The 23542-nt window shown below is 41.5% G+C and carries 20 protein-coding genes and 1 riboswitch; of the genes, 2 read left to right on the top strand and 18 right to left on the bottom strand.

Annotated features, from left to right (window positions below; translation table 11 throughout):
• Positions 1–43: 43 nt before the first annotated feature.
• The 16 genes from MHH86_RS14660 to MHH86_RS14585 form a co-directional block, all read right to left on the bottom strand.
• Entirely contained in the window at positions 44–1204 is a 1161-nt protein-coding gene (locus MHH86_RS14660; RefSeq protein ID WP_076316216.1) for a DHHA1 domain-containing protein, read from the bottom strand.
• A gap of 129 nt (positions 1205–1333) precedes the next feature.
• Positions 1334–1561 (bottom strand): hypothetical protein, encoded by a 228-nt coding sequence (locus tag MHH86_RS14655; RefSeq protein WP_036678084.1) that lies wholly within the window; start codon positions 1559–1561, stop codon positions 1334–1336.
• An 89-nt stretch (positions 1562–1650) separates the two neighbouring features.
• On the bottom strand, positions 1651–3276 hold the full coding sequence (locus MHH86_RS14650) for a DUF4179 domain-containing protein (RefSeq protein ID WP_076316215.1): 1626 nt from the start codon (positions 3274–3276) through the stop codon (positions 1651–1653).
• Complete coding sequence (locus MHH86_RS14645; protein WP_076316214.1) at positions 3254–3844, bottom strand: sigma-70 family RNA polymerase sigma factor; 591 nt, start codon at positions 3842–3844, stop codon at positions 3254–3256. Before MHH86_RS14645 ends, MHH86_RS14650 begins: the two co-directional genes overlap by 23 nt.
• Positions 3845–3955: 111 nt before the next feature.
• Positions 3956–4486 carry a GNAT family N-acetyltransferase gene (locus tag MHH86_RS14640; protein ID WP_076213304.1) on the bottom strand — a complete coding sequence of 177 codons (531 nt, stop codon included), beginning with the start codon at positions 4484–4486 and terminating at the stop codon, positions 3956–3958.
• A gap of 16 nt (positions 4487–4502) precedes the next feature.
• The gene (locus tag MHH86_RS14635) at positions 4503–5792 is read right to left on the bottom strand and encodes an amidase (protein WP_342479756.1); all 1290 of its coding nucleotides are present in this window, start codon (positions 5790–5792) and stop codon (positions 4503–4505) included.
• A gap of 95 nt (positions 5793–5887) precedes the next feature.
• Positions 5888–7453: an ABC-F family ATP-binding cassette domain-containing protein gene (locus tag MHH86_RS14630; protein WP_076316213.1), complete on the bottom strand. Its 1566-nt coding sequence runs from the start codon at positions 7451–7453 to the stop codon at positions 5888–5890.
• A gap of 445 nt (positions 7454–7898) precedes the next feature.
• Entirely contained in the window at positions 7899–9209 is a 1311-nt protein-coding gene (locus tag MHH86_RS14625; RefSeq protein ID WP_076213290.1) for a voltage-gated chloride channel family protein, read from the bottom strand.
• 67 nt (positions 9210–9276) lie between these two features.
• Positions 9277–9339, bottom strand: a riboswitch (Fluoride riboswitch).
• A 7-nt stretch (positions 9340–9346) separates the two neighbouring features.
• Entirely contained in the window at positions 9347–10069 is a 723-nt protein-coding gene (locus tag MHH86_RS14620) for a YebC/PmpR family DNA-binding transcriptional regulator (protein WP_036678376.1), read from the bottom strand.
• Positions 10070–10234: 165 nt separating this feature from the next.
• Positions 10235–11362 carry a 5-methyltetrahydropteroyltriglutamate--homocysteine S-methyltransferase gene (locus tag MHH86_RS14615; RefSeq protein ID WP_076316212.1) on the bottom strand — a complete coding sequence of 376 codons (1128 nt, stop codon included), beginning with the start codon at positions 11360–11362 and terminating at the stop codon, positions 10235–10237.
• Between the two features lie 139 nt (positions 11363–11501).
• On the bottom strand, positions 11502–12617 hold the full coding sequence (locus tag MHH86_RS14610) for a 5-methyltetrahydropteroyltriglutamate--homocysteine S-methyltransferase (protein WP_036678098.1): 1116 nt from the start codon (positions 12615–12617) through the stop codon (positions 11502–11504).
• Between the two features lie 16 nt (positions 12618–12633).
• The gene (locus MHH86_RS14605) at positions 12634–13566 is read right to left on the bottom strand and encodes a LysR family transcriptional regulator (RefSeq protein WP_076105621.1); all 933 of its coding nucleotides are present in this window, start codon (positions 13564–13566) and stop codon (positions 12634–12636) included.
• Positions 13567–13686: 120 nt separating this feature from the next.
• Positions 13687–14814, bottom strand: a complete 1128-nt coding sequence (locus MHH86_RS14600; RefSeq protein ID WP_076316211.1) for a phosphodiester glycosidase family protein — start codon at positions 14812–14814, stop codon at positions 13687–13689.
• A 174-nt stretch (positions 14815–14988) separates the two neighbouring features.
• Positions 14989–16530, bottom strand: coding sequence for a TPM domain-containing protein (locus MHH86_RS14595; RefSeq protein ID WP_076316210.1), 1542 nt, complete (start codon positions 16528–16530; stop codon positions 14989–14991).
• 963 nt (positions 16531–17493) lie between these two features.
• Positions 17494–18426, bottom strand: a complete 933-nt coding sequence (cysK, locus tag MHH86_RS14590) for a cysteine synthase A (protein ID WP_036678108.1) — start codon at positions 18424–18426, stop codon at positions 17494–17496.
• A 111-nt stretch (positions 18427–18537) separates the two neighbouring features.
• Positions 18538–19560 (bottom strand): LacI family DNA-binding transcriptional regulator, encoded by a 1023-nt coding sequence (locus tag MHH86_RS14585; protein ID WP_036678110.1) that lies wholly within the window; start codon positions 19558–19560, stop codon positions 18538–18540.
• A 315-nt stretch (positions 19561–19875) separates the two neighbouring features.
• Here MHH86_RS14585 and MHH86_RS14580 point away from each other — a divergent pair, with 315 nt between their 5' ends.
• Positions 19876–20928, top strand: coding sequence for a 2,3-butanediol dehydrogenase (locus tag MHH86_RS14580; RefSeq protein ID WP_036678113.1), 1053 nt, complete (start codon positions 19876–19878; stop codon positions 20926–20928).
• Positions 20929–21620: 692 nt separating this feature from the next.
• Here MHH86_RS14580 and MHH86_RS14575 read toward each other — a convergent pair.
• Both MHH86_RS14575 and MHH86_RS14570 read right to left on the bottom strand, forming a co-directional pair.
• Entirely contained in the window at positions 21621–22208 is a 588-nt protein-coding gene (locus MHH86_RS14575) for a GNAT family N-acetyltransferase (RefSeq protein ID WP_254848863.1), read from the bottom strand.
• Positions 22209–22213: 5 nt separating this feature from the next.
• Positions 22214–22894 (bottom strand): HAD family hydrolase, encoded by a 681-nt coding sequence (locus tag MHH86_RS14570; protein ID WP_076213276.1) that lies wholly within the window; start codon positions 22892–22894, stop codon positions 22214–22216.
• Positions 22895–23023: 129 nt separating this feature from the next.
• Between MHH86_RS14570 and MHH86_RS14565 the strand changes: the two genes are divergently transcribed.
• Positions 23024–23518, top strand: a complete 495-nt coding sequence (locus tag MHH86_RS14565) for a DUF6803 family protein (RefSeq protein WP_038570801.1) — start codon at positions 23024–23026, stop codon at positions 23516–23518.
• Positions 23519–23542: the final 24 nt, after the last annotated feature.

The following is a 23542-nucleotide window of genomic DNA, read 5'->3' as shown; positions in this document are numbered from 1 at the left end:
AATCATATGTTATTAGACGGAAGATAATGGAAAAAGTTTCTTCTCACCCTCTAGCAAACTCATAAAATGCCAAAGCATCCTCCCAAGTTGGGAATCCTGCTTGCGCCAGTTTATCGCTGCCCCCGCCTTTACCATTATAGCTGCCTAGATGAGCTTTGAAAAAAGCTCCACAGGAAATCTCCGTGCTCCCATTCTGCGCAAACACAACCTTATTCTCCGCAGAAGTAGCTAATAATACAGGAAGATCACATTTCGAAGTCAGCTTATTAGCTAAGCTCTGTAGATCTTTTAGCGATTTATCCTCAAATACTTGTGCGATCATCTTTCCGGTTTGCTCATTTAAAAGCTCTTGCAAGACATAATCATCATTTTTTTCTTTAAGCAGATTAATTTCAGCTTGCAGCAGCTTTTGTTCATTTTCCCATTTTTCAATTCGATCAATAATCTCATCTTTGCCTGTCTTGAATTTGGAAGACAGTGTATCAAGGATTTGCTGACTGGTATTAAATTCCTCTAAAGCACGATATCCACATTTAAAATAAATCCGCGTGTTCGCTTTTATTTTCTCAGCTTTCAAAAGCTTAATCATTCCAATTTCACCCGTTGAGGACACATGTGTCCCCCCACAAGCGTTGTATTCAACATCTTTGATCTCAACAATCCGGATGTTCTCTGTCACTTTTGGCTGTTTAACCAATTTAAGCTGTGAAGCCTCTTCCCCTGTTACGAAATAGCTGAGAATATTGTGATTTAAGTAAATCTGCCGATTAACTTCTCTCTCTATGGAGTACAGTTGATCAGCAGACAGTTCTGGCACTTCTATATCAATAGTGCAATAGTCCTCACCTAAATGAAAGCTTAAGGTCATAAAGTTATGTTTTTCTAGACAAACCGCTGAGAGCAAATGCTGGCCACTATGCTGCTGCATATGGTCAAATCTTCTATTCCAATCGATCTGACAAGTTACCGATTCCTCATTAGGTAAACGTTCCAGCTTATGCAGTACAAGCTCTTCCTCACTGATTACATCAAGTACAGGAATTCCCTGAATAGCTCCAAGATCACAGGGTTGTCCACCACCATGCGGATAAAAAGCCGTCTCCTCTAAAAGAACATAAAGACCATCTTCTCGTTCTATGGTTTCAGTCACACGGGTTTGCCAATCAGTCAGGTATGTAGAATTGTAGTATAGTTTGTTGGTCATAAATGGTTTCCTCTCTTTTTTACGTTATCGACATATTAAGTTTATAGTATCATAACGGATAGTGTGAATCTTATTATTTCAAAAAAACCAGCTCCACGCAAAAACTGCGTAGAACTGGTATAAGGGTAATTAACAAGAACAAGTAGCATCTTTTAAATTTCTAATGGCAATTGCATTTAGTCGAAGCGCTTCTACTATTGAGTCTCTTACTGCTAACAATTCAAATCTTTCACGACTGCCAATAGGCAACCTGCAAAGAATGGCTTCAATTCTTTTAAGACTTTCTTTCAGAATCACTCTTTGCTTACGCAATGCGTTCAAAGCTCTTTGAATTTTTCTCTTCTCTGCAGCAGTCATAAACTACCACCTCTTTTCGATTGTGATAGTATATGAGATGCTTATTCCCCCTTATTTGCTTGTACAATCCGGAAACCAAATAACTATATTTACTCTTTTTTGCTAGCTTCCATGATAGGAACGGACCAGTCTACATTAGTATACATTCGATTGTTTATCGTGCGTACTAATTGAAGCTGCTCGGGAATTTGTGTAAGGCCATCGGCACGGAATTGGAAATATTTCTTTTGATTATTTGACTGAGACTCGATAAATTCAATATAACCATCTTTCCATCCTCCCCCTTTGGTAGTAAAAGCTCCTTGTTCAGTGAGTTTGTACTCCTTGCCATCTAGTGTCTTAAATATCCATTCACTATTTATAAATTCATTTCTCAATCTTCCGCTAAAATGTAATACTCCTTCCTTCGCTGATACATTGTTATCGGGAGACGATTCCACTGTAAAATCATTTAACATCAGTTCATCCCCGTCAAATGCAAAGGGAATCGGCTGTTCTTTCAACTTGGCAGGCTCAAATTGCACACTAGAACCATCCTTCTCTGGGATGAAATATCCATCCAATACGAAAGTATAAGGCGTATCCTGTGGTAAATATTTAAACGTATAGCTCCAGTGCATAAGTCCCTTTGTTTCCCCGGGAACATTAGAGTAGGACATCACGCTATTCTTATTAGGAAACTTTCTAGCATTAACACTGTGAATCTCTTCTCCTGCTGTATCCTCAAAATGGAATTTCAAACCTTGTTGCTTCCATAGTTCGCCTGGAGAACGGGTCAACGCCTCTTCACTCAATTGAGTATCGAACTCAAAACGAACACCTTGCACCATATGAGTTAATTTTTTCAAGGTCACAGTTAAACCGTCCGGGGAGGTGTAGCTACCCGTTAGTGGCATGGAGGTCGTTTGTTTATTCGCTTCTGTCATATCCATAGAAAAATTGAAATTCCAATCCCCTTTAAGAGTAGGAATGTTCTTGTGTTCAATTCCCAGTTCAGTAATATGACCTTCGACCGTAATTCGATCAGTTTGCAGAGGTTCTGTGAAATTAGCGATCAAATAGTAAAAGTCACTGGTAAATCCTATATCGTATAACTCCCCAACAACCTTCCCTTGATCATCCTTAATCGCAATACTGTTCCCATCATTAAGGACCAAGCGTTTTTTATCATGCTTTCCATCCGGTCCAAACAACTGTAACGCAACAATTACCCGTGTAGGATCTGCCACCGCTTCATCTATTTTGATAGTGTAGCCCTTATCCTTCACCTTAATATTAGGATGTTCTACTAACCCAAATTCTTGTGCTCGTAGAAGGCCAATGTCCATGTTGTTTTTTACAAAAAGAGAACGTAAAGTCTCTGCCAGTGTAGGAACGGAATATAAGATCACGGCACTTAGCACAACCAGTAACAACGCCGCACCCATAAATAATCTCAGCAACTTATTGCGCTTCGGATGCTTGCGATTCCTTTGTGTTGGAGTAAATTCCTCTAGCTCTACTTGTTCCAAAGAAGCCATTACTTGAGCAGTAAATGAATCTGGTAAGCGCTCTTCATACATAGCCTGCGACCATTCTGCTTGTTCTTCAAGCTCTGCTTCGTAGATCATATTACATTGCGTACAAGTTGCCATATGTTCAGCTACGGCTTGATCTCGTAAGATAGATTTGCTTAAAATATATTCTTCGATCTCATAGGAATTTAAGCACCTCATCGGTCTTCACCTCCTGGAGTGTAATTAGCTGCTTCAAACGCTGTTTAGCCCGGTATAAATCATTTTGAATCTTGCTTAATGGAACATCTAGAACCATACACATTTCTTCATAGCTTAAATCATTGGTATAACGAAGCAATAAAGCCGTACGATAATTAGACGGGAGCTTCTGCATCAGGTGAAGCAGCTCTGTGCGATGCTCAGATCGCATTAATTCTTCTTCTGGATTATCCGAAAGAGAATGTTCGGCATTGTCGTCCGGCAAACACGCTGTCGGTCGGTCTTTTTTCCACAAATCCTTCAGTAAATTAGTCGCGATAGCATATAGCCACGCCGCAAAATTCTTATCCAAATCATGTGAGGCCAGCTTGCGGTAAGCTTTAATAAACGTCTCCTGCGTTATGTCTTGTGCATCTTGATGATTGGCTCCCATTCCTCGCATAAGCCCATAAATTTTATTCTTATATCGATTTACAAGATACGAATAGTCTTCTTTATGTCCATCGAGAATATTTTGGATCCATAGCCTCTCATCCTCTTTTTCAACTTTCGATACATGTCCCTTCACCCTGAAGCCTCCTTGAAGCACGATACTTTATAGACGATCCCTATTTAAAAAACTCTCACTTTATACAAAAAAAAGTAGATCTTCAAATAAAACGAAGACCTACTGTGTAATCTACCGATTACGTTTTAGAACAAAATACAACAATTGATCACGAAGTTCAGCGTCCTGCTCAAACCCTAATCGCTCTAGCAGCATTAAGGATCTAACATTCTCTGGCTCAACTGTAGCGTCAATACTAGTAAACCCCAATTTCAAGAATCCCAAATCAATAATCTCTTTCATCACTTCGTACATGTAGCCTTTGCCCCAGAACGCTCTGGATAAATCATAGCCTACCTCTGCTGTAAATTCATTGCCTACTCTTCTTAAATAATGATATCCGCAGGTGCCGATAAACTCATTATTCGCTTTTTCGAACATTCCCCATCTACAACCCAAATCGTCCAAATGATACTGAATGATCTCTTCAGCTTCTTTTAGATCTTTGCAGGGCTCAATGTCCATATATCTAGTTACTTCTTCATCAGAAAAATGTCTAAAGACTACATTTGCATCCTCTAGATTTAAAATCCGCAATTCAATTCTTTCTGTATGCAACGCAGGAAACACAACACTTTGACTGTTCAACTTAACACCTTCCATTTCTACAGCAATAAAATCACTGAAGCGCTAAAGAAACATCTTTACTCCAATAAATTAACTCTTCATCCCTACCATATGCCCCGATACATTGAAACCCTAATGGCATGTTATTTATAGTGGCAGCTGGAATACTCACCGCAGGCGCTCCAGCATATGACCAAATGGCCGTCATTCCGGTCCATCCGGTTCGTGTTCCCCACAGCGGAGCTGTTCCTGCCTGAGCCGGCGAAACCCACAGATCAATCCCCTGTGAATTCTGCACATCTAATAGATCATTTCTGAGCTTGAGTTGTCCGCTACGATATCCTTCCAGTTCTTCCTCAGTAATGGTTCGTCCAGATAAAATAGCCTGCCGTACGGTATCATCATAAAGATCTTTATAAACATCAAATAGTGGATCATGGACTTGCGCCATTTCTCCATGTACAAACCGCACCATGGCATCTCCGTAGATAAAGCTATCTTCCCACGGCATCGCAACTTTTTTTATGCTGAACCCTGCTTCCTCAAGCTTCTTAAGCTGCTTCTGAAAGGTTATCTTGGTGTCATCCTCCAATAATGTCATGTATACACCTTCGGGTATCCCCAGTACAGGTTTACGAGCTTCTTTAAAAGGTCTCCATCCCGTTACAAGCTCAGCGGCGAGAAAGTCCATACCCTCCATATCCTGAGTGAAAAATCCAAACGTATCAAAAGATGGCGACATCAATTGGACACCATCTATAGGGATACGCGCATAACTAGGTTTAAAGCCGACCACTCCGCAAAATGAAGCAGGTGCCATAACAGAACGCAAGGTTTGTGTACCTATCGCAAATGGACAGATGCCCGCGGCAACCGCAGCAGCAGAGCCTGCACTAGAACCGCCAGGCGTATGTTCCAGCTGATAAGGATTGCGGGTTGTGATAGGTCCGGCATAAGCAAATTCCTCCGTCACTGTTTTGCCGGTGAACCAAACCCCTTTTTGCCGAAGCTTTTGAATAAAACTGCCTTCAGACTTCGTCAAAGCTTGTGGGGGGAGGTTCGACCCTGCACGGGTAGGCAACCCATCTAAGTGAATTAAATCTTTGATTCCAGCAGGTATTCCATATAGCGATGGTTTAGGAATTTCTGAATACTTCTCTCTTACCCCAGCCACTTCATTTTTTATTCTATCTGCTCGGTTCTCCTCTAGCACAAAAGCACGCACGTGTGGTTCTACCTTATCGTAAAGATCTAAATATTGTGTAAGATATCTATCCATGGTTACATCTGAGGTCTTATTGCCCTGAGCAAACTGAGCTAACGAAGATTTATTAATGTACATGTCTGATTGGAACCCTCCTTAATATTCACTTAAACCAGGAAGCCATTTGAAGACGATTGTATTAATTTGGAACAGCTTCATGTTACTAGTTAACCTTATCTATGGCTATACTTTAGTTCTCTATTTCTATTTTCATCCACAATATTGATTACACGATCCACCCACCCTTGATAAAATTGCTCCTCATGAGAAACCAGAATCACTGTACCTTTAAATTGGATTAAAGCTTTCTGTAAAGCATCTTTCGTTTCGGCATCTAAGTGATTGGTGGGCTCATCTAAGATTAAGAAATTACATGCTGTAAGCAATAAAAGACACAGCTTAACTTTAGATTGTTCGCCACCGCTGAGTGTACGGATAGGCTGTGTAACGTGACTATCTTTTACAACACATAATGCTAGATGACGACGTATTTCCTTAATAGTCAATTTTGGATAAAACGATGAGACGATTTCAATAGGTGTCATGTTATCGTTTTCCCAAATTAAATCTTGCTCGTAGTAACCAATAGAGACTTGTTCGGCAAAGCGGAAAGCCCCGGCAACACAGGGGATTTGACCAACTAATGTTTTCAGCAATGTTGATTTTCCGATGCCGTTAAAGCCTGTAATGACTATCTTTTGTCCTCCTCGAATCGAGAATTTTAATTTTGGCAGCAGCGGCTTCTCGTAACCAACCACAAGATGGTCTACTCTAAGCGCTACTTGTGCATTAGCAGGAAGCTCTTGAAAACGGATAGATGCTTTAGTGACAAACGTCGGTGCAGCGACTCTCTCCATACGATCCAGCTGCTTCTGACGGCCACGGGCAATTCTAGAATTAACACCAGCACCATTTTTCCGGATATATTGCTCAGTGGCTTCAATTTTCTTCTGCTGTGCATGGTACTGCCGGATATGGCTCTCGCGAAAATGCTCCTTCTGTCTCAAAAAATCAGCATATTTGCCATGATATTTCTTAATCGTTTCCCCTTCAATATCGCAAATGCTTGTTGATATTTTATCGAGAAAAGCATAGTTATGAGAGACCACAATGAAGGCTTGATCGAACGCTATCAGATATTCAGCAAGCCAGTTAATATGCGTGGTGTCAAGATAATTGGTGGGCTCGTCGAGCAATAACACATCAGGTTGTTCAAGCAACAGCTTTGCCAATATAACTTTGGTTCGCTGCCCCCCACTAAGCTGATCAATAGGACGGTCCATCCCCATTGCGTTTAATCCTAGCCCCGTAACCACTTTACTGATATTGCTCTCGATAGAATAATAGTTGAGCGCCTCGAGTCGTTGTTGAAGGTCTGCTGCCTTCTGCAAAAGCACTTCATTGCCAGTAACTGCACATTCCGCATAAAGTGCATTCATCTTTTCTTCCATTTTGTATAATTCAGTGAACGCTCGCCTTAAATAACTTTGAACTGTACTTGACCCATCAATAACCGCGTATTGATCAAGATGGCCTATTTTGATATTGGGCTGCCATTTAATCGTTCCACCATCAGGAATCACCTCGCCCGTCAGAATACCAATTAATGTGCTTTTCCCTGTTCCATTCTGACCCACCACACCTACATGCTCCCCTTTGTAGACTTCCAAAGAAACCTGTTTATACAGCACTTTATCTCCAAAAGTATGTGATAAATTAGAAACCTCAAGTAAACTCATTTACTTTCCTCTTTTCTATAATTGTTTTTAAGCACAAAAAAAGCAGAAGACACCGCGCCCTTGGGCGCAAGCCTTCTGCTTATCCGTGCACGAATAGACGGCACAAATAGATAATTGTCAGTTTGGAAACTGAACATTATAAACACAAAAGGCTGTAGACGAAAATTGTCTACAGCCTCTTAATCATTAACATCGGAAGATGGCGTAATCAAATAAGCATGAATAATCACACTAAAATGACCTAGCTATCTTTCGATGATATAAAAAGCGATTCGCTTTTTGATTAAGCTCCGGACAACGTTTCATCGTTTGTATCCGATTGTTCGGAGCAGCTTCTGGTATATAATTTTTCAGTTTCCACATGAATCATGTTGAACCATCCCTTCGTTTGGTAACAGTTTAAAACGCATGCCGTTACTTGTCAACCATCATCCGAGAGGTCCTCTTATTTTTTGCGGGTGCGTTTGACCGTACCGATCCTAGTCCCTTGAGGAATTGTAATGAACTGGCTCTTCGATACACCGATAAGCTGTGAAGTATAAATACTACTATGTCCGGAGAATAAATAACTCACCACACAAGCGATAAACATGTATATGGCTCCTTCCGAACCAAACAGCTCGATCCCCATTAAAAAGCAAGCGATAGGCGTGCTAGTAGCTCCACAGAAGACAGCAATAAAACCGAGGGCACCTAAAAAGGGTCCATACACATGTAATATTTCAGCCAAAGCATTGCCTAGTGTGGCACCAATCACAAATAACGGAGTAACCTCACCACCCTGAAATCCTGTTCCTAAGGTAAAGGCAGTAAAGATCAGCTTCCATAAAAAAGCGAACGGTGAGATATCTCCCTCAAAAGAATCCTTGATTAATGGAATTCCGAGGCCTAAGTAATCACGAGACCCTACAAGGAATACTAAGGCAATGATAATTAATCCACCTACTGCACCTTTTATCATTGGATTGCTTATCATGGCGGTGAAGGTTCTTTTTAGAAAATGAGTCAGTTCACTGAAAAGCATACTCACGAGACCAAAAATTACAGAGGCCAATACCACTTTTAGAATAATCATTAAACTTAAGGCTGGAAATTCATTCACTACATAGTGTGTATGATGAACGCCCCACAATCGAGTGGTGACCAGATCACCAACAAAGCTAGCCACAAAACATGGAAGTAATGCCTGTTGACTAATAAGTCCAATGGTTACTACCTCTAGACCAAACAAAGTTCCTGCTAGTGGAGTGCCGAATATAGATCCAAAACCACCGCTAATTCCGCACATTAACAATATTTTGCGATCCATAGGACTGATTTTAATCAGCTTTCCGAACCATTCCGCAAGGCTTCCGCCCATTTGAACAGCTGTCCCTTCACGCCCAGCGGATCCACCGAATAAGTGGGTTACTAATGTTCCGAACAACACCAATGGAGCCATTCGCAAAGGTATGGTTTCTTGTCCGTCCTGAATTTGTTCTAGAATGAGGTTATTGCCTTTAGAACTGTTCTTGCCATATCGCATATATAAGAAACTAACAAGTACTCCCCCAAGAGGCAACAAATAAAGTAGCCACGGATGCTCTAAACGTACATCTGTAACGTAATCCAAGCTTTTCAGAAAAAAAGCAGAGGCGGTGCCGGATAAAATGCCAACCACACTACCAAGCACAATCCATTTGATAAAAGTACTCCAAAGTGCAAAATAACTTCGCTTCTTAGTGATTTCAAACCATCGGGTAGACCATGGATTCATCTCGACAGCTCCTAAGGACAAAATAAATTAGTCTCAACAATAAAACAGACCCCTACCAGGGAAGCTCACACTGGTAGGAGTCATTAGTCTCAGAGAGACAGTTATGGCGAACTCCATCGCCCTTTATAAAACTTAAATTATTCTTCTTCTGAATCTACGTTATGATACACTTGTTGAACATCTTCCAGGTCTTCCAAAGCATCAATCAATTTCTCGAATTGAGCTTGAGCATCTTCTGGGAGTGCCACATAGTTTTGTGGAAGCATGTTTAACTCAGCAACAGTAAATTCAGTGATGCCTGCATTTTTGAATACTTCTTGCACTGCATTGAACTGATCAGGCTCTGCATAAACAATAACTGCATCATCCTCTTCCAGCACATCGCGCACATCAAGTTCTGCATCAAACATCATTTCAATTACTTCATCAGCAGTTTTACCTTCCACACCTATAACGGCCGTAGAGTCAAACATGTAAGCTACTGATCCGCTGACACCCATATTTCCGCCATTCTTACTGAAGGTTGAACGGATCAATGGAGCTGTCCGATTAACGTTATTTGTGAGCGCATCAACGATGATCATTGAACCGCTAGGTCCAAATCCTTCATAACGAAGCTCTTCATAATTTTCTTCAGCGCTGCCTTTAGCTTTATCAAGCGCACGGTCAATGATCGCTTTTGGTACATTGTAAGTTTTTGCACGTTCTAATACAACTTTCAGAGCCCGGTTCGCTTCTGGATCGGGTTCACCCTTCTTTGCTGCTACATAAATCTCAACACCAAACTTTGCATAAACACGACTTGTGTTTGCATCTTTGGAAGCTTTCTTTTCTTTAATATTATTCCACTTACGACCCATATTGTTCCCGCTCTCTTTCAACATGAATTAAAAACAATTGTTACTTATTATACCCTTCTTCGATAGCTCTAGTAAAGTGCAGTAGTAGGTTAATCCTCTAAGCTGTCACAATACGCATAGAAAAAGGCTTCTGATTCAATCAGGAGCCTGCTAATTTTTTATAGATTACTGCCATATTTCATCTGCAATCCCTTTAATAAACTGCAGTTTGTCCCATTGTTGTTGATCTGTCAGATGGTTTCCTTCTTCCGTAGAGGCAAAACCACATTGTGGGCTCAGGCACAACTGATTGATATCCACATATTGCGAAGCTTCTTTAATCCGTCCTATGATTTCTTCTTTATTCTCAAGCTCACCTGACTTCGAACTGAACAAACCTAAAACCACTTGTTGATCTTTAATAAATCTAAGGGGTGCAAAATCTCCGGCCCGATCCGTATCGAACTCCAGATAGAAACCATCTACATCCACCGTTCCGAATAACACTTCTGCGATAGGCTCGTATCCGCCGGATGCTGCCCAAGTGGACGCATAGTTCCCACGGCATACATGCATCGTAATTACCATATCTGCTGGATGATCTTTTATCGCTTCGTTATTTACAAATGCGTATAGCTTAGCGATTTCGTTAACATCTACACCCTCTTTTTGACGAGCTTCCCAATATCCTTTATCACAGAGCATCCCCCATGTGCAGTCGTCCAATTGCAGATTACGGCAACCTGCCTCATAGAAGTCGCGAATAACTTCACGATAAGCTGCAGCAATATCAGCCACTAGTTCATCCTGGTTGTTGTAAACCGCTACAGTAGTCTTTTGATTGCGCTGAAGTTCAGCAAGGAACTGCGCTGGCGAAGGAATCGTTTGGCGAGCTACTACATCATTTCCCGCTATGCTAACCAATTGTCTGTAGTCAGCGATCATCGGATGGTTAGTCCCACGGATTTTTCCGGATAATTCTGCAGTTTCCGCTCTAGTCTCTACACCATTAAACAGGTAGCCCACTGGGCTGACTTTCTTTGTTACCCCTTCAAGGCCCCACATAAAATCTAAATGCCACCAAGAGCGGCGGAACTCTCCATCCGTTACACCTTTTAATCCGACCGCTTTTTGTCTTTTCACGACTCTGGTAATCTCTGTATCTTCAACCTTGCGCAATTCATCAGAGGAGATTTCATTATTTTGATATTGGACACGAGCTCTCTTAATCGTTTCCGGACGTAAGAAGCTGCCCACGATATCTACTCTGAATGGCACTTCAGTTCTTTGATTTCCTTTTTGGATGGTACTCATAGGGGTTCGTCCTCCTTCATTGTCTGTGCTTTTCTGTTGAATTCACTATAGCACTGTACAATCAGGACAGGGTAACTCCTAAAAACTATGGCCTACCATAAGCTTACGCTATAGCAGGCCACCAAATTAGCTTATTTAATTATAACCAGACCTCTCGGGCGGTTTCGATCACAAGGCGTACTTTATCCCACTGCTCTTCTTCGGTTAGAATATTTCCTTCCTCCGTAGAAGCAAATCCACACTGGGGACTTAGGCACAGCTTCTCAATATCTACATATTGCGCGGCTTCTTCGATCCTTGCCTTAAGCTGCTCTTTACTCTCCAGACCCCCATGTTTGGTTGTCACTAATCCCAACACTACAAATTGGTCTTTAATAAATCGTAAAGGCTCGAAATCACCAGCTCGTTCATTATCATATTCCAAGAAAAAGGCATCAACTTTTGTATTGGAAAAAAGCACCTCGGCAACAGGCTCATAACCACCAGCAGCGAACCAAGTGGAGCGAAAATTACCTCGGCATACGTGCAGAGCGATGGTCATATCATGCGGACGCTTCGCAATACTCTCATTAATCAGCCTAACATAATCCTTTGCTAACTGATCTGGATCTGTACCTCTACTGCGTAAATGTGCGCGATGTCTACCACTGCTCAGCGTTCCCCAAGTTGTATCGTCTAACTGGAGGTAACGGCAGCCTGCATCGTAAAATGCTTGAATCGCAGTTTGGTAAACCGCTATGATATCTTGAAATAAAGTTTCCTTATCAGGGTAAACTTCATTTCCATTAAACTCCTCCACAAAGTGAAATAATGCAGGTGAAGGAATCGTCATTTTGGGTATTCGGTCTCCCGCCATTTGCTTGAGCTTGATAAATTGCTGGAGCATCGGATGATCTTCAAAGGAAATTCGGTCAACAATTCGGAATGATTCCGCGCGCTGAACCGTTTCCGCTCTTCCACTCCCTTGGTTTAAGTTAATTTTTTCAGTTCCTTTAATTCCAACAAAGAAATCAAGATGCCACCAGGAACGGCGAAATTCACCATCTGTAACTGCTAATAATCCTACTTCCTTTTCTAGTTCCAGTAGTTTAGCAATCTCAATATTCTCTATTTCATAAAGCTCACTTCCTGTGATTTCACCATTCTCATATTGGAGGCGGGCTGCTTTAATTTCTTCCGTACGCAAGAAGCTGCCGACGATATCATAGCGAAAGGGTGGAGCATTTCTCTGGGTGCCAGTTACGGGTCTAATCATACCGATCCTCCTACAGCTATAGTAAAAAATGATTTAGATCAAAATAACTTCCGGAAACCAAGTCATTTAAGATTTCTATATACTTGGATGCCATCACACTAGGTCTGCGATCTTTATGTGCAATCCAACCAACCGTGAATACTTCATTACTCTCAAATGGAATCGTCTTCAGTCCATTACCGTTCAGATCGGATGCCATGATTCCTGTACCCACCGTATAACCGTCCGTGCCCATTAATAAATTGGTCAAGGTTGCCCGGTCATTCACTTTAATATTCTTCTCAATCTGAGAAAAACTTAACATTTCCTCCGAGAAGTGAAGTGAATTGTTCTCACCTTGTTCAAAAGTAATATACGGAAAAGGTAAAATATCGTCCTGCGAAATCCTTTCCTTCTGGGCAAGCGGATGTCCAGTTCTGACATAAAGATGTGGGTCGGTATTAAAGAGTGGCGTGAATTTCAGATTACCATCACTGAACAGCTTATTCATATGCTTATAGTTGCTCTCGTTAATATAAAGAATCCCTAAATCGCTACGGAGGGTACGCACATCTTCGATGATATCGTAGGTTTGCGTCTCTCTCAAGCTGAAGTTGTACTCTGAGACATCACTTTGCTTCATGAGACTCACAAAAGCATCTACCACAAAAGCATAATGCTGAGTCGAAATGGAAAAATAGATTGGGCTACGCTTTTTCCCAGTATAACGATTCTCCATAAGCTCTGTTTGTTCAATGATTTGACGGGCATATCCGAGAAATTCCATTCCTTCTACAGAAATGCTGATTCCACGGTTCGTCCGTTCAAAGATGGTAATCCCAAGTTCATTTTCAAGCTCTTTAATAGCGTTGGACAGGCTCGGTTGAGAAACAAAGAGCTTCTTTGCCGCCTCATTCATGGAGCCACTATTTGCAATTTCGATAGCGTAGCGGAGCTGCTGCAACGTCACTCCTATTCCCCCTGTTCCAGACCTATTCGTACTGCATTCTGTTTCATACTAGCTGATATCGTAGCATAAATACATCTCTCATTCCAAGATAATCCTTTTCAGGTGCCCAATAACGCGTACTTATTGTGTTCTCTTTTTCCCAGCATCAATCTTGGCAGGATCTAGTCCTTTCCAAATATTTGGCATATCAACCTGTTCTGGATACTTAAAAACTAAAAAGGCTGTAGGCAAATACCGCTCACCATATTGGGATGAAGGTTTATTCATAATCTCATTGTCTTTTACAAGTACCGTAGAAGATCCACCATCAAGATTAGCCGCTATCACGGCTCCATGCTTAAGCAAAATTTGCTGCACATCATAGAGATTTGCTCCAATACTATAAGTAGGCTGTCGACCGTCAATTACCACAAAAATAATAGCGCCATCTGCCCGCTGACCCATTGCTGTTCTAGGTGCAATCCCCCAACCTTCCGCTGCATTCTTAATCAATCCTTTGCCATTGACGATTAGCCGCGGGCTAAAAGTAACTGCCTCCTGAACCCCCATTTTACTAATCTCATCTAGCGTATAATTCCCGGCAACCATTTTTCCTTGTTTATCAAGACCAACAATCTGTGTAGATTTTTTACCGCCTAGACCGTTGTAATATAATTTACCTTGAGAGACTACAATTCCTATAGGTTTAAAACCGTTACCTTTCCAGTTCGGATCAGCGAATCCACCACCGTTAACTCCGGCGATAGCGCCTGTACGCTTCACCATACTGGTTACTTTTTCACCTGAACCAATCTTATTAGGTATTCCTAGCCGGACTTTGGTTGGATCATTAACAATCATTACATATCCGGTATAACCACTGCCTGAGACATTCTCAATCTCGACAAGTGGCTTCTCTACCACCTCAGGTTCGGGAGCGATCGTATGTGTATCTATTTCGTCCCCCATCTCTTCAAAGCGGGCGGTATACTCGGTTACCCGGTCCTTCAGTTGATCTTCACCTATAATATATTTAGCCATATAGCGATGTTGTGTTGTAATTAGCGTATCTGCGATCGTATAACGTAAGTTCTGAGCCGAGGGTGCAAAATAAAGCCATCCACCAGCAGCGATCATTAAGAATAAGCAGAATAAAAAAACTTTGGATAAGGTGCGAAAAAAACTCCGTTTCTTACGCTTTTTTATTGGTTTCTTAACAGGTTTCTTATTGCGTGCATTGGAACGTTGAGGTAATGATGAAGTGCTCACTTCTAAGTATTCCTCCCTAAATATTACTAATTTGATAATATGTACAACTCGTCCTTATCATAGACGATGATTTTCGTTAAAAGTTTCTATTTGAGTAATAGTCATCATTTCAAAAACAAAAAAGAGCAGGTTTCCAAAGTTTTGGCTACCTGCTCACATATAGCTAATCAAATTCTAATGTCTTCCTACTCCACCGCCGCCGCTAGCGCTACCGCCGCCACCTGATGAGCCACCACCGCCGGAATAACCTCCTCCACCGGAAGAGCCACTATCATTCTTAGATCTGCTGCTGCTTGAAGAGCTGGAAGAATGTCTTCCTGCTCCTCCACCACTGCTGGAACCTCCACCACCATGGTTCTCGTTGCTTGAGGAATACCTTCCTGCACCGCCACCGTTAGTAGAGCCTCCGCCACCACTGTTTCCCCAGAAGCTTGACTGTGAGTTATTGGATGGTGTATTTCTATGATGATTATGATGGTGATGATAATAACGTCTGTGCCATCGTCTGCCATAACCGTAATCCGCTTGACCATGCCAAGGACCATAACGGCGTATATTCCTTTGACTATATGGATTAAATGGCAAACCATACATTTCTATATATCTATTGCGTCGTGAAGCAGTAAATCCAAATAAGATGAGCGAACCAAAAATCGCTGAGAAGATTAGAAAAGCCTTGCTTTTACTAACCGCCTCACCTCCACTTGTAGCTGTAGTAGAGGAAGTACCAGAATTCGTTGTAGTTCCAGGATTAACATTGTTTCCGTTGTTTCCAGTGACTCCTTGCGGATGATCCGCTCTCGCTAACAAGAAACTGTAGAACGAATTAACTGTCGTTGTAGCTCCCGTTCCGTAATCTTTTTTCACAAATTGGGGTTCAAGCACGGTATTTAAAATATTACTAATAGCCTCATTGGTTAAAATCTTGTCGATATCCTTGCCTTGTAGAACATGATAGTTGTCTCCGCCTATGTCCAATACAAGCATAACATCCTTAGGACCAGCACCTACCGAAGCAAACTTCATATAGGTATAGTCCTGCAATGTTTTATCTCCAGCATTTTTTACGGTAACCACATAAATTCCACTTCCGGTTGTTGTTTTATATCTGTTGCTGGAATCGTTCAGATAGTCTTTAGTTACTTTTTTGAGCACACCCGCATTATCGGATACGTAATTTTTGGTGCCAACATTTTCTGCCCAAGTACCGCCCATAGCTTGAATAAAAGCTCCATACGTCTTCCTAGCACCATTACTGTATGTTTTAGCTGCGAAATCCGGCTCAAGATATTGTGAAAGAATCTCTTTAATCTTACTGTTAGGCAATGATTCCTCTATACCTTTACCTTGTACCGCCCAATAATCATCATCTTTTATAGAAAGGAGCAGCAGCAGACCGTTATTTTTATCCGCAGCCCCCACACCCCAGCTATTGAAAAGCGATTTTGCATACTCTTCCATCGAAACCCCTTCAGTAGAGTCGACAGTTACAAGCACAACTTGAGCTCCAGTAGCCTGATGTAATCGAATACCGTAGTTCACCATGTAATTCTCTGCTTTCTCGTCAATCACATTCGCAAAATCATTCACATAAAATGAACCCGTATGCTTAGGTACAGCAGTTTTGGCTAAACTTACAGCCGGCAAAAGCAATACACTTAACAATAAGGCAGCAAGTGTGGTACGTAGCAGTATTTTTAGAGTTCTCGTGTTCATATGTACCTCCTGATCTATCATTATCTCTCTTATTTATCGGTTACGCGCGGTTAGCGGAATAGTTCCATTTTATTCTAAACTGGAAATTACACAACAGGAAAAAACGATTAGAATTTGTGAGGCAGGTGATTTAAGGCGTGCGAGTCGCTTTAGGGGCAATCATCGTGTTGTGTTGAGGGATCAAACTCAAGAACATTGGAGTTTTGGAATCCTCCTACTGGATAACATACTTTTCGCCGATGCATCGGACGCAGGAGACGTTATTTAGTTCATTTGCGGGTTTACTGTAAGCTATCGGACTCAGTTGCAGCTATTTACTCAAAACCACACCACTTATCCGCAAATGTTGGCCAATAAGTGCTATACAGTCCGATACCTCGGCAAAATGAGCTTAAAGGCGAAATAGATGCTATACGGTCCGTAACACACTAAACTCTCTTAGCTACTTGTAATAATGGAAGTTTTGGAATCCCTCTTAAACTTCTTAGTTACTTGAGATAATGGGAGGTTTGGAATCCCCCTAAACTTCCTAAGCTACTTGAGGAACATTGGAGTTTTGGAATCCTCCTACTGGATAACATACTTTTCGCCGATGCATCGGACTCAGGAGACGTTATTTTGTTCATTTGCGGGTTTGTGGCAGTCTATCGGACTCAGTTGCAGCTATTTACTTAAAACCACACCACTTATCCATAAATGTTGGCCAATAAGTGCTATACAGTCCGATAACGCAGCAAAATGAGCTTAAAAGGCGAAATAGATGCTATACGGTCCGTAACACACTAAACTCTCTTAGCTACTCGAGGATCATTGGAGATTTGGGATCCCTCTTAAACTTCTTAGTTACTTGAGTACCCGTTATCTTGAGATACCCAGCCAATACTCCAACAACAAAAAGACTCAGCATATTGCTGAGCCTCATGATTTTAAAGCCAATTAGTTGGATCTCGAGCTCATGTTCCGTTAAAAATCAAACAGAGTAGTTGTTAAGTAACGCTCACCGGTATCCGGCAGAATTACCACGATGGTCTTGTCTTTATTCTCAGGACGCTTAGCGATTTGTGTAGCTGCGTAAACAGCTGCTCCGGAGGAGATACCCACCAGCAAACCCTCTGTTCTCGCAAGTGCACGTGATACGCTATAGGCATCATCATTTTTCACCTGAAAAATCTCATCCACTACCTCATTATCGTAATTCTCCGGAATAAAGTTAGCTCCAATGCCCTGAATCCCATGTCCCTTAGGACGGCCTCCTGATAAAACAGGGGAGTCAAACGGCTCGATGGCAACGATTTGGACTGCGGGGTTCTTTTCTTTCAACGCTTTTCCAACACCCGAGATAGTGCCTCCAGAACCAACACCCGCTATAAAAATATCTACATCTCCATCGGTATCCCGCCAAATTTCCTCAGCTGTAGTCGTTCTGTGTATTTCCGGGTTCGCAGGATTGCTGAATTGTTGGGGAATAAATGAATTTGGAATTTCCGCAGCTAATTGTTCTGCCTTTCTTACAGCTCCGCTCATCCCTTCAGTTCCCGGTGTTAACACAAGCTCAGCACCTAGTGCCAGCATTAATTTACGGCGTTCAACACTAAATGTATCTGGTAGGACGATGATCAGTGAATACCCCAAGCTAGCAGCTGCAAAAGCAAGTCCAATCCCAGTGTTTCCACTGGTAGGCTCAATAATGACAGAATCTTTATTGATGAGACCTCTCTCTTCCGCATCTTTGATCAATGCATACCCAATACGATCCTTAACACTACCTGCAGGATTAAAAGATTCCAGCTTGGCAAGAACCCTTGCTTCTACGTTTTGGGTTTTACTATACTTTGAAATCTCTAATAACGGTGTATTTCCGATCAGATCGGTTAAGCTCTTGTAAATATTAGCCATAATGATCCGCACCTCATTTCTTAATTTCCAATCAAATTACTCTGTATTAAGTCTAGCAGGATTTAAAGGATTTACAACCTATTGATTCTTATTAGTCGCAAATTGAGGCCGTTAATTCGTACTACGTCTAACCGAAACACTCGACTCTCGCACGATTAATCGTGGATCAAGCTGCACCCTTTGATACTCCCCGGTAATATTATCCTGAATACGTTGTAAAAGAAGCTGTGTGGCTAAACGCGCCACTTCATTCCCCATGATGGAAACCGAACTAATCTGAGGCGTTGTAATAGTTGTCCATGAGTTATTATCCACCCCAACCACCGCCACATCTTCCGGAACACGAACGCCTAATTCTTTAAAACGATTTACAATACCTATCGCCACCATGTCATTCACTGCATAAATAGCGTCTGGCATATGTGTCAGGCTGTAGAAATAATCAGCAGCTTGTAACCCCGTTTGCAAGGAAAAGTCTTCGCCAAAATAAACAAGCGAAATATCCACTTGTTTTAAAGCTTGCTGATAGGCAAGATAACGATCTTCAATAAGATCTTTTTGAGCTCCTGCATATGCAATTCTAGTTCGACCGATATTGATTAAATGCTCCATCACTAATTGACCTTCAAAACGTGACAAGCTGACGATGTCTGCTTTCACATTTTCTGTGATTCTTTTCCCGTAGTTAATGATGGAGACCGGAACACTCGATTTATTAATTAACTCTACCATGGTCTTTGGATAAGCAAGAGGCATGATAATGAGTCCATCTACATGTAATTTTTTGACCTCACGAATCGTTTCGAGCTCAGTGCGCGGGTTGCCAGAAGTATTAATTTGAATTACCCGATAGCTATGTTGTTTAGCGGCTTGCTCTACGGACCAGGCGATATCCGGAATAATTGCGTTGCGGATGTCAGGAACGGCCAGAGCAATTTGCTTCGTTTGGCGGATTTTGAGGCTTTGCGCAGAGGTGTTCGGAGTGAAACCCATCTCCTCAATCACTTGAAGTACCAGCGCCTTGGTCTTGGAACTAATTCCCTCTGAATTATTAATGGCTCTTGAGACAGTAGCAATACCTACCCCCGCCCGTTTCGCTACATCCTCTATGGTTACTTTGTTTTTATTAGCCACTCTGATAGTCCCCTTATTTCCGGAATCGTTTTCGTATTTATCTCTATTCCGCTCATCTAAAATCAAAATTCCAATGTAAAGATTATAACATAATACTTCATAGAAAAATACATATCTCAGCTACCGTCATGTGCCTTAACGCTTGATATAGCTCCGTTTTAGTGAAATATTTCACTAATTTTTGATATTAATATTTTCATTATTTAAATTTGACAATATGAAAATTATGTGACATATTTGTTCTCGGAAACGTTTCCTCTTTTCCAGAAATAAAACACTATTTATTATCAATTATTAATCTAGGAGATGAATGATATGCAAGCATTAAGATGGCATAACGTCAAAGATCTACGGTTAGAAACGATTGAAGAACCAGCAGCCCTTGAAGGAAAAGTGAAAATCAAAATCGAATGGTGCGGAATTTGTGGCAGCGATCTTCATGAATATGTAGCCGGCCCTATTTTCATCCCCCAAGGTACTGATCATCCCCTTACTGGTGAAAAAGCTCCAGTCGTAATGGGACATGAATTTTCTGGACAAATCGTAGAAGTAGGTAAAGGCGTTAGCAAGTTTAATGTTGGTGATCGCGTCGTCGTCGAGCCTGTTTTTGCATGTGGTGAATGTGTGGCTTGTCGACAAGGTAAATATAATCTTTGTGAAAAAATGGGCTTCCTAGGTTTGGCTGGTGGTGGCGGTGGATTCTCAGAATACGTCGCAGCAGACCAACATATGGTGCACAAAATTCCAGACAGCTTATCCTATGAACAAGGTGCTCTCGTGGAACCTTCTGCCGTTGCTCTACACGCTGTTCGTTCCAGTCAACTAAAGGTTGGAGATAAAGCTGTAGTATTCGGTGCTGGCCCAATCGGTTTGCTGGTCATTGAAGCTTTGAAAGCATCCGGTGCAGCGGAAATCTATGTTGTAGAACTTTCTGAAGAACGTAAGAGTAAAGCTGAAGAACTCGGTGGTATTGTAATCGATCCTAAACAATATGATGTGGTCGAAGAAATTCAAAAACGTACCGATGGTGGCGTAGATGTTGCTTTTGAAGTCACTGGCGTCCCTCCCGTTCTAACCCAAGCCATTAATTCCACTAAATTGAGTGGACAAATCATGATCGTTAGTATTTTCGAAAAAGATGCTACGATTACTCCAAACAATATCGTACTTAAAGAACGCAACTTAACTGGTATCATCGGATACCGTGATGTTTTCCCAGCTGTAATTAGCTTGATGGAACAAGGGTACTTCCCTGCTGAGAAGCTTGTTACTAAGAGAATTAAACTGAATGAAGTGATTGATCACGGGTTTGAGGCACTTTTGAAAGAAAAAAATCAAGTGAAAATCCTTGTAAGTCCTAAACAATAACCATAAGCAGCCTATTGGCTGAATCATAAAAGAAGGCGCTGCCCCAAGCAGCTCTTTCTAGAATTTGTAGCGGTCTCTGTTATTAAAAAACAACCAGGCAGCGATACTCCGGGAATTGGAGTATCGCTGCCTGGTGTTTTTGATCTGTAGCGGGGCTTAAGCAAATTTATGGGCAAATCCTTATACACTCTGATTTAACCCGCTTAAACATCCGCTGATCCACCAAAGTATAATTGTCCACACACTATGCAGGAGTTGCCAAGTCTGATGCTCTTGAGGGATCCTTTCGGACCGTCCGTAGCTTCCGTTGTATCCCCTCTTAGTACACTTCTAGCACCTAATTTAAAGGATTCGAATGAGATAATGGAGAGTGATATAGGGTAAATGTGAAATAACTGCATTCTGTGCACTTATTCCGGATGAAAAAGCAACTATACTTGTTTTAATTGTATTCTGTACAATTAAAAACCTAAAAATCTACCTATAAGGGAGTAAATGAGGAATATAGATGTACTAAATACAGTTATATCTATGACCCAACCAATTAAGGAATTATAGTTGTACAAAATACAATTAAACGCTCGCTCTGCTTCAACAAATTGCTTCCATCGCCACTCTGATTCATCTATTCTAGATGAAGTCTAGCTCCCTATGGAACAACCCCTAGCCCGTTTGTTTGCTTCTATCTATATTTATGCGTATTTGTCATTTATCAAATAATGCAGATTCTCTTTTACAGCAGGCCATTCGGTATCCAATATGCTAAAGACCACATTATCATGAATCGATCCGTCAGACTTGATTCTATGCTTGCGCAGAACTCCTTCTTTAACCGCCCCAATTCGTTCTACTGCTCTTTGTGACCTCAAGTTGTTCGCGACCACTGTAAATTCTACACGGATCAGCTTTAGTTCTTCAAAACAATAGTGTAGCAGCAGCGACTTGCCCTCTGTGTTCACACTAGTTCTCCAATAATCAGGCGAGATCCAGGTACATCCGATTTCCGCATTGCGATGAACCAAATCCGGATGCATAATCCTTGTGGTTCCGATAATTCGCTCCGTTGCTTTATCAATGATAGTAAAGGTAATTTGTGAACCGTTCTTTTGATTCGCTAAAGCTGTTGAGATTAATCCTTGCACCTGCTCGTCCGACGTTATTTTTCGCCAGGTAAATTCCCAGATGTCTGGATTTCTTAACACTCTCGCCAATCCTTCTGCATGACTTTCATCTATTGGAACCAGCTTAATCGATTTCCCGTCAAGTATTTCAGTATTCATAACACTCATTTGGTGCACCGTTCTCTCAATGAAATATGCTGAATGATATCTGCAATTTCTTCCACACGAAAGGCGATATGATCCACTCCGGCTTGTTCAAGTTCTTCCTTGGGACCATAACCAAAAGTCACTCCAATGGATTCGACACCACAGCCAATAGCACCGATGATATCATGCTTACGATCCCCTATCATTACCGCTTCCTCTGGATGTATGTCATTCTCATCAAGCACGTACTGAATAACCGCTTGCTTCTTAGAACGGGTACCGTCCAGATTACTTCCTCCGATATGTTTGAAATAATGATCGAGCTTATAATGCTCAAGAATCTGTGCTGCAAAAACAGTCGGTTTGGAGGTTGCTACATACAATGAGTATCCATTCGTCTTAAGTCCCTCCAGCAATTGGGGTATACCTTCAATCACCATATTCTCAAATAATCCAGTGGCACTGTAACGCTCCCGGTAAAAAGCAACCGCTTGAAGCGCTTGTTCCTCAGTGAAATGGTGCAGCTCGATAAATGAATCATATAACGGAGGACCTATGTAAGGAAGAAGCTCATCCAAATGTTCGATCTGTATATCAAATTTGTTCAAAGCGTATTCTACGCTTTTGGTGATGCCTTCTTTGGGGTCTGTTAAAGTACCATCTAAATCAAATAAAATGTTTTGTAATCCTCTTCCCACGGTTGTCTTGCTCCCCTCGACTGTTATTATTGCATATATTTATCATACCTTCGTTTCCACATACTTTCCACATACTTCTCGAATACGATAAGTAACCGAAGCTATTACATATTATCGGAGGAGTATCTTATGAACATGACGCATTACATGTCTTTGCTAGCGGACAACCAGCCTTGGAACTTGATTATATTCATGGCAATCCCCGTGATTTTCGCTGAGACGATTACCATTACAGAGTTTATTATTTTATTCACCAAGAACCTAAAAGGCCCACTACGATCCTTCAACAAAGTCTGCAGCATACTCGCAGGGTTATATTTCACAGGGGTATTCCTTTACTTGTTCCCAACTGCGTTTATTCCTTTGTCTGTGAATGGTGAATGGCACACATGGGTAGATATCGTAGCCGTGGGCTTCTATTTAAGCGGAGTACTCTTCTTATTGCCACTGGCTTTGTTAGATCTTGATCTGATTGCCCGTAAACGATCGGAAGAGCACAAGATGAAGCTGCATTTTCTGCTAATTAGTGGCTTCTTGGTCGTGGCGCATATAGCGATGATATTTGGGATGATTAATCCGGAAATTGTGGGCAGTATGGGTGGAATGGGCGATATGATGCATTAAAGTTTATTAACATAACGTAATCTA

This window comes from Paenibacillus sp. FSL F4-0097, assembly GCF_038593125.1.
Classification (GTDB): Bacteria; Bacillota; Bacilli; order Paenibacillales; family Paenibacillaceae; genus Paenibacillus_AQ; species Paenibacillus_AQ odorifer.
This window is presented reverse-complemented; position numbering and strand designations above follow the sequence as displayed.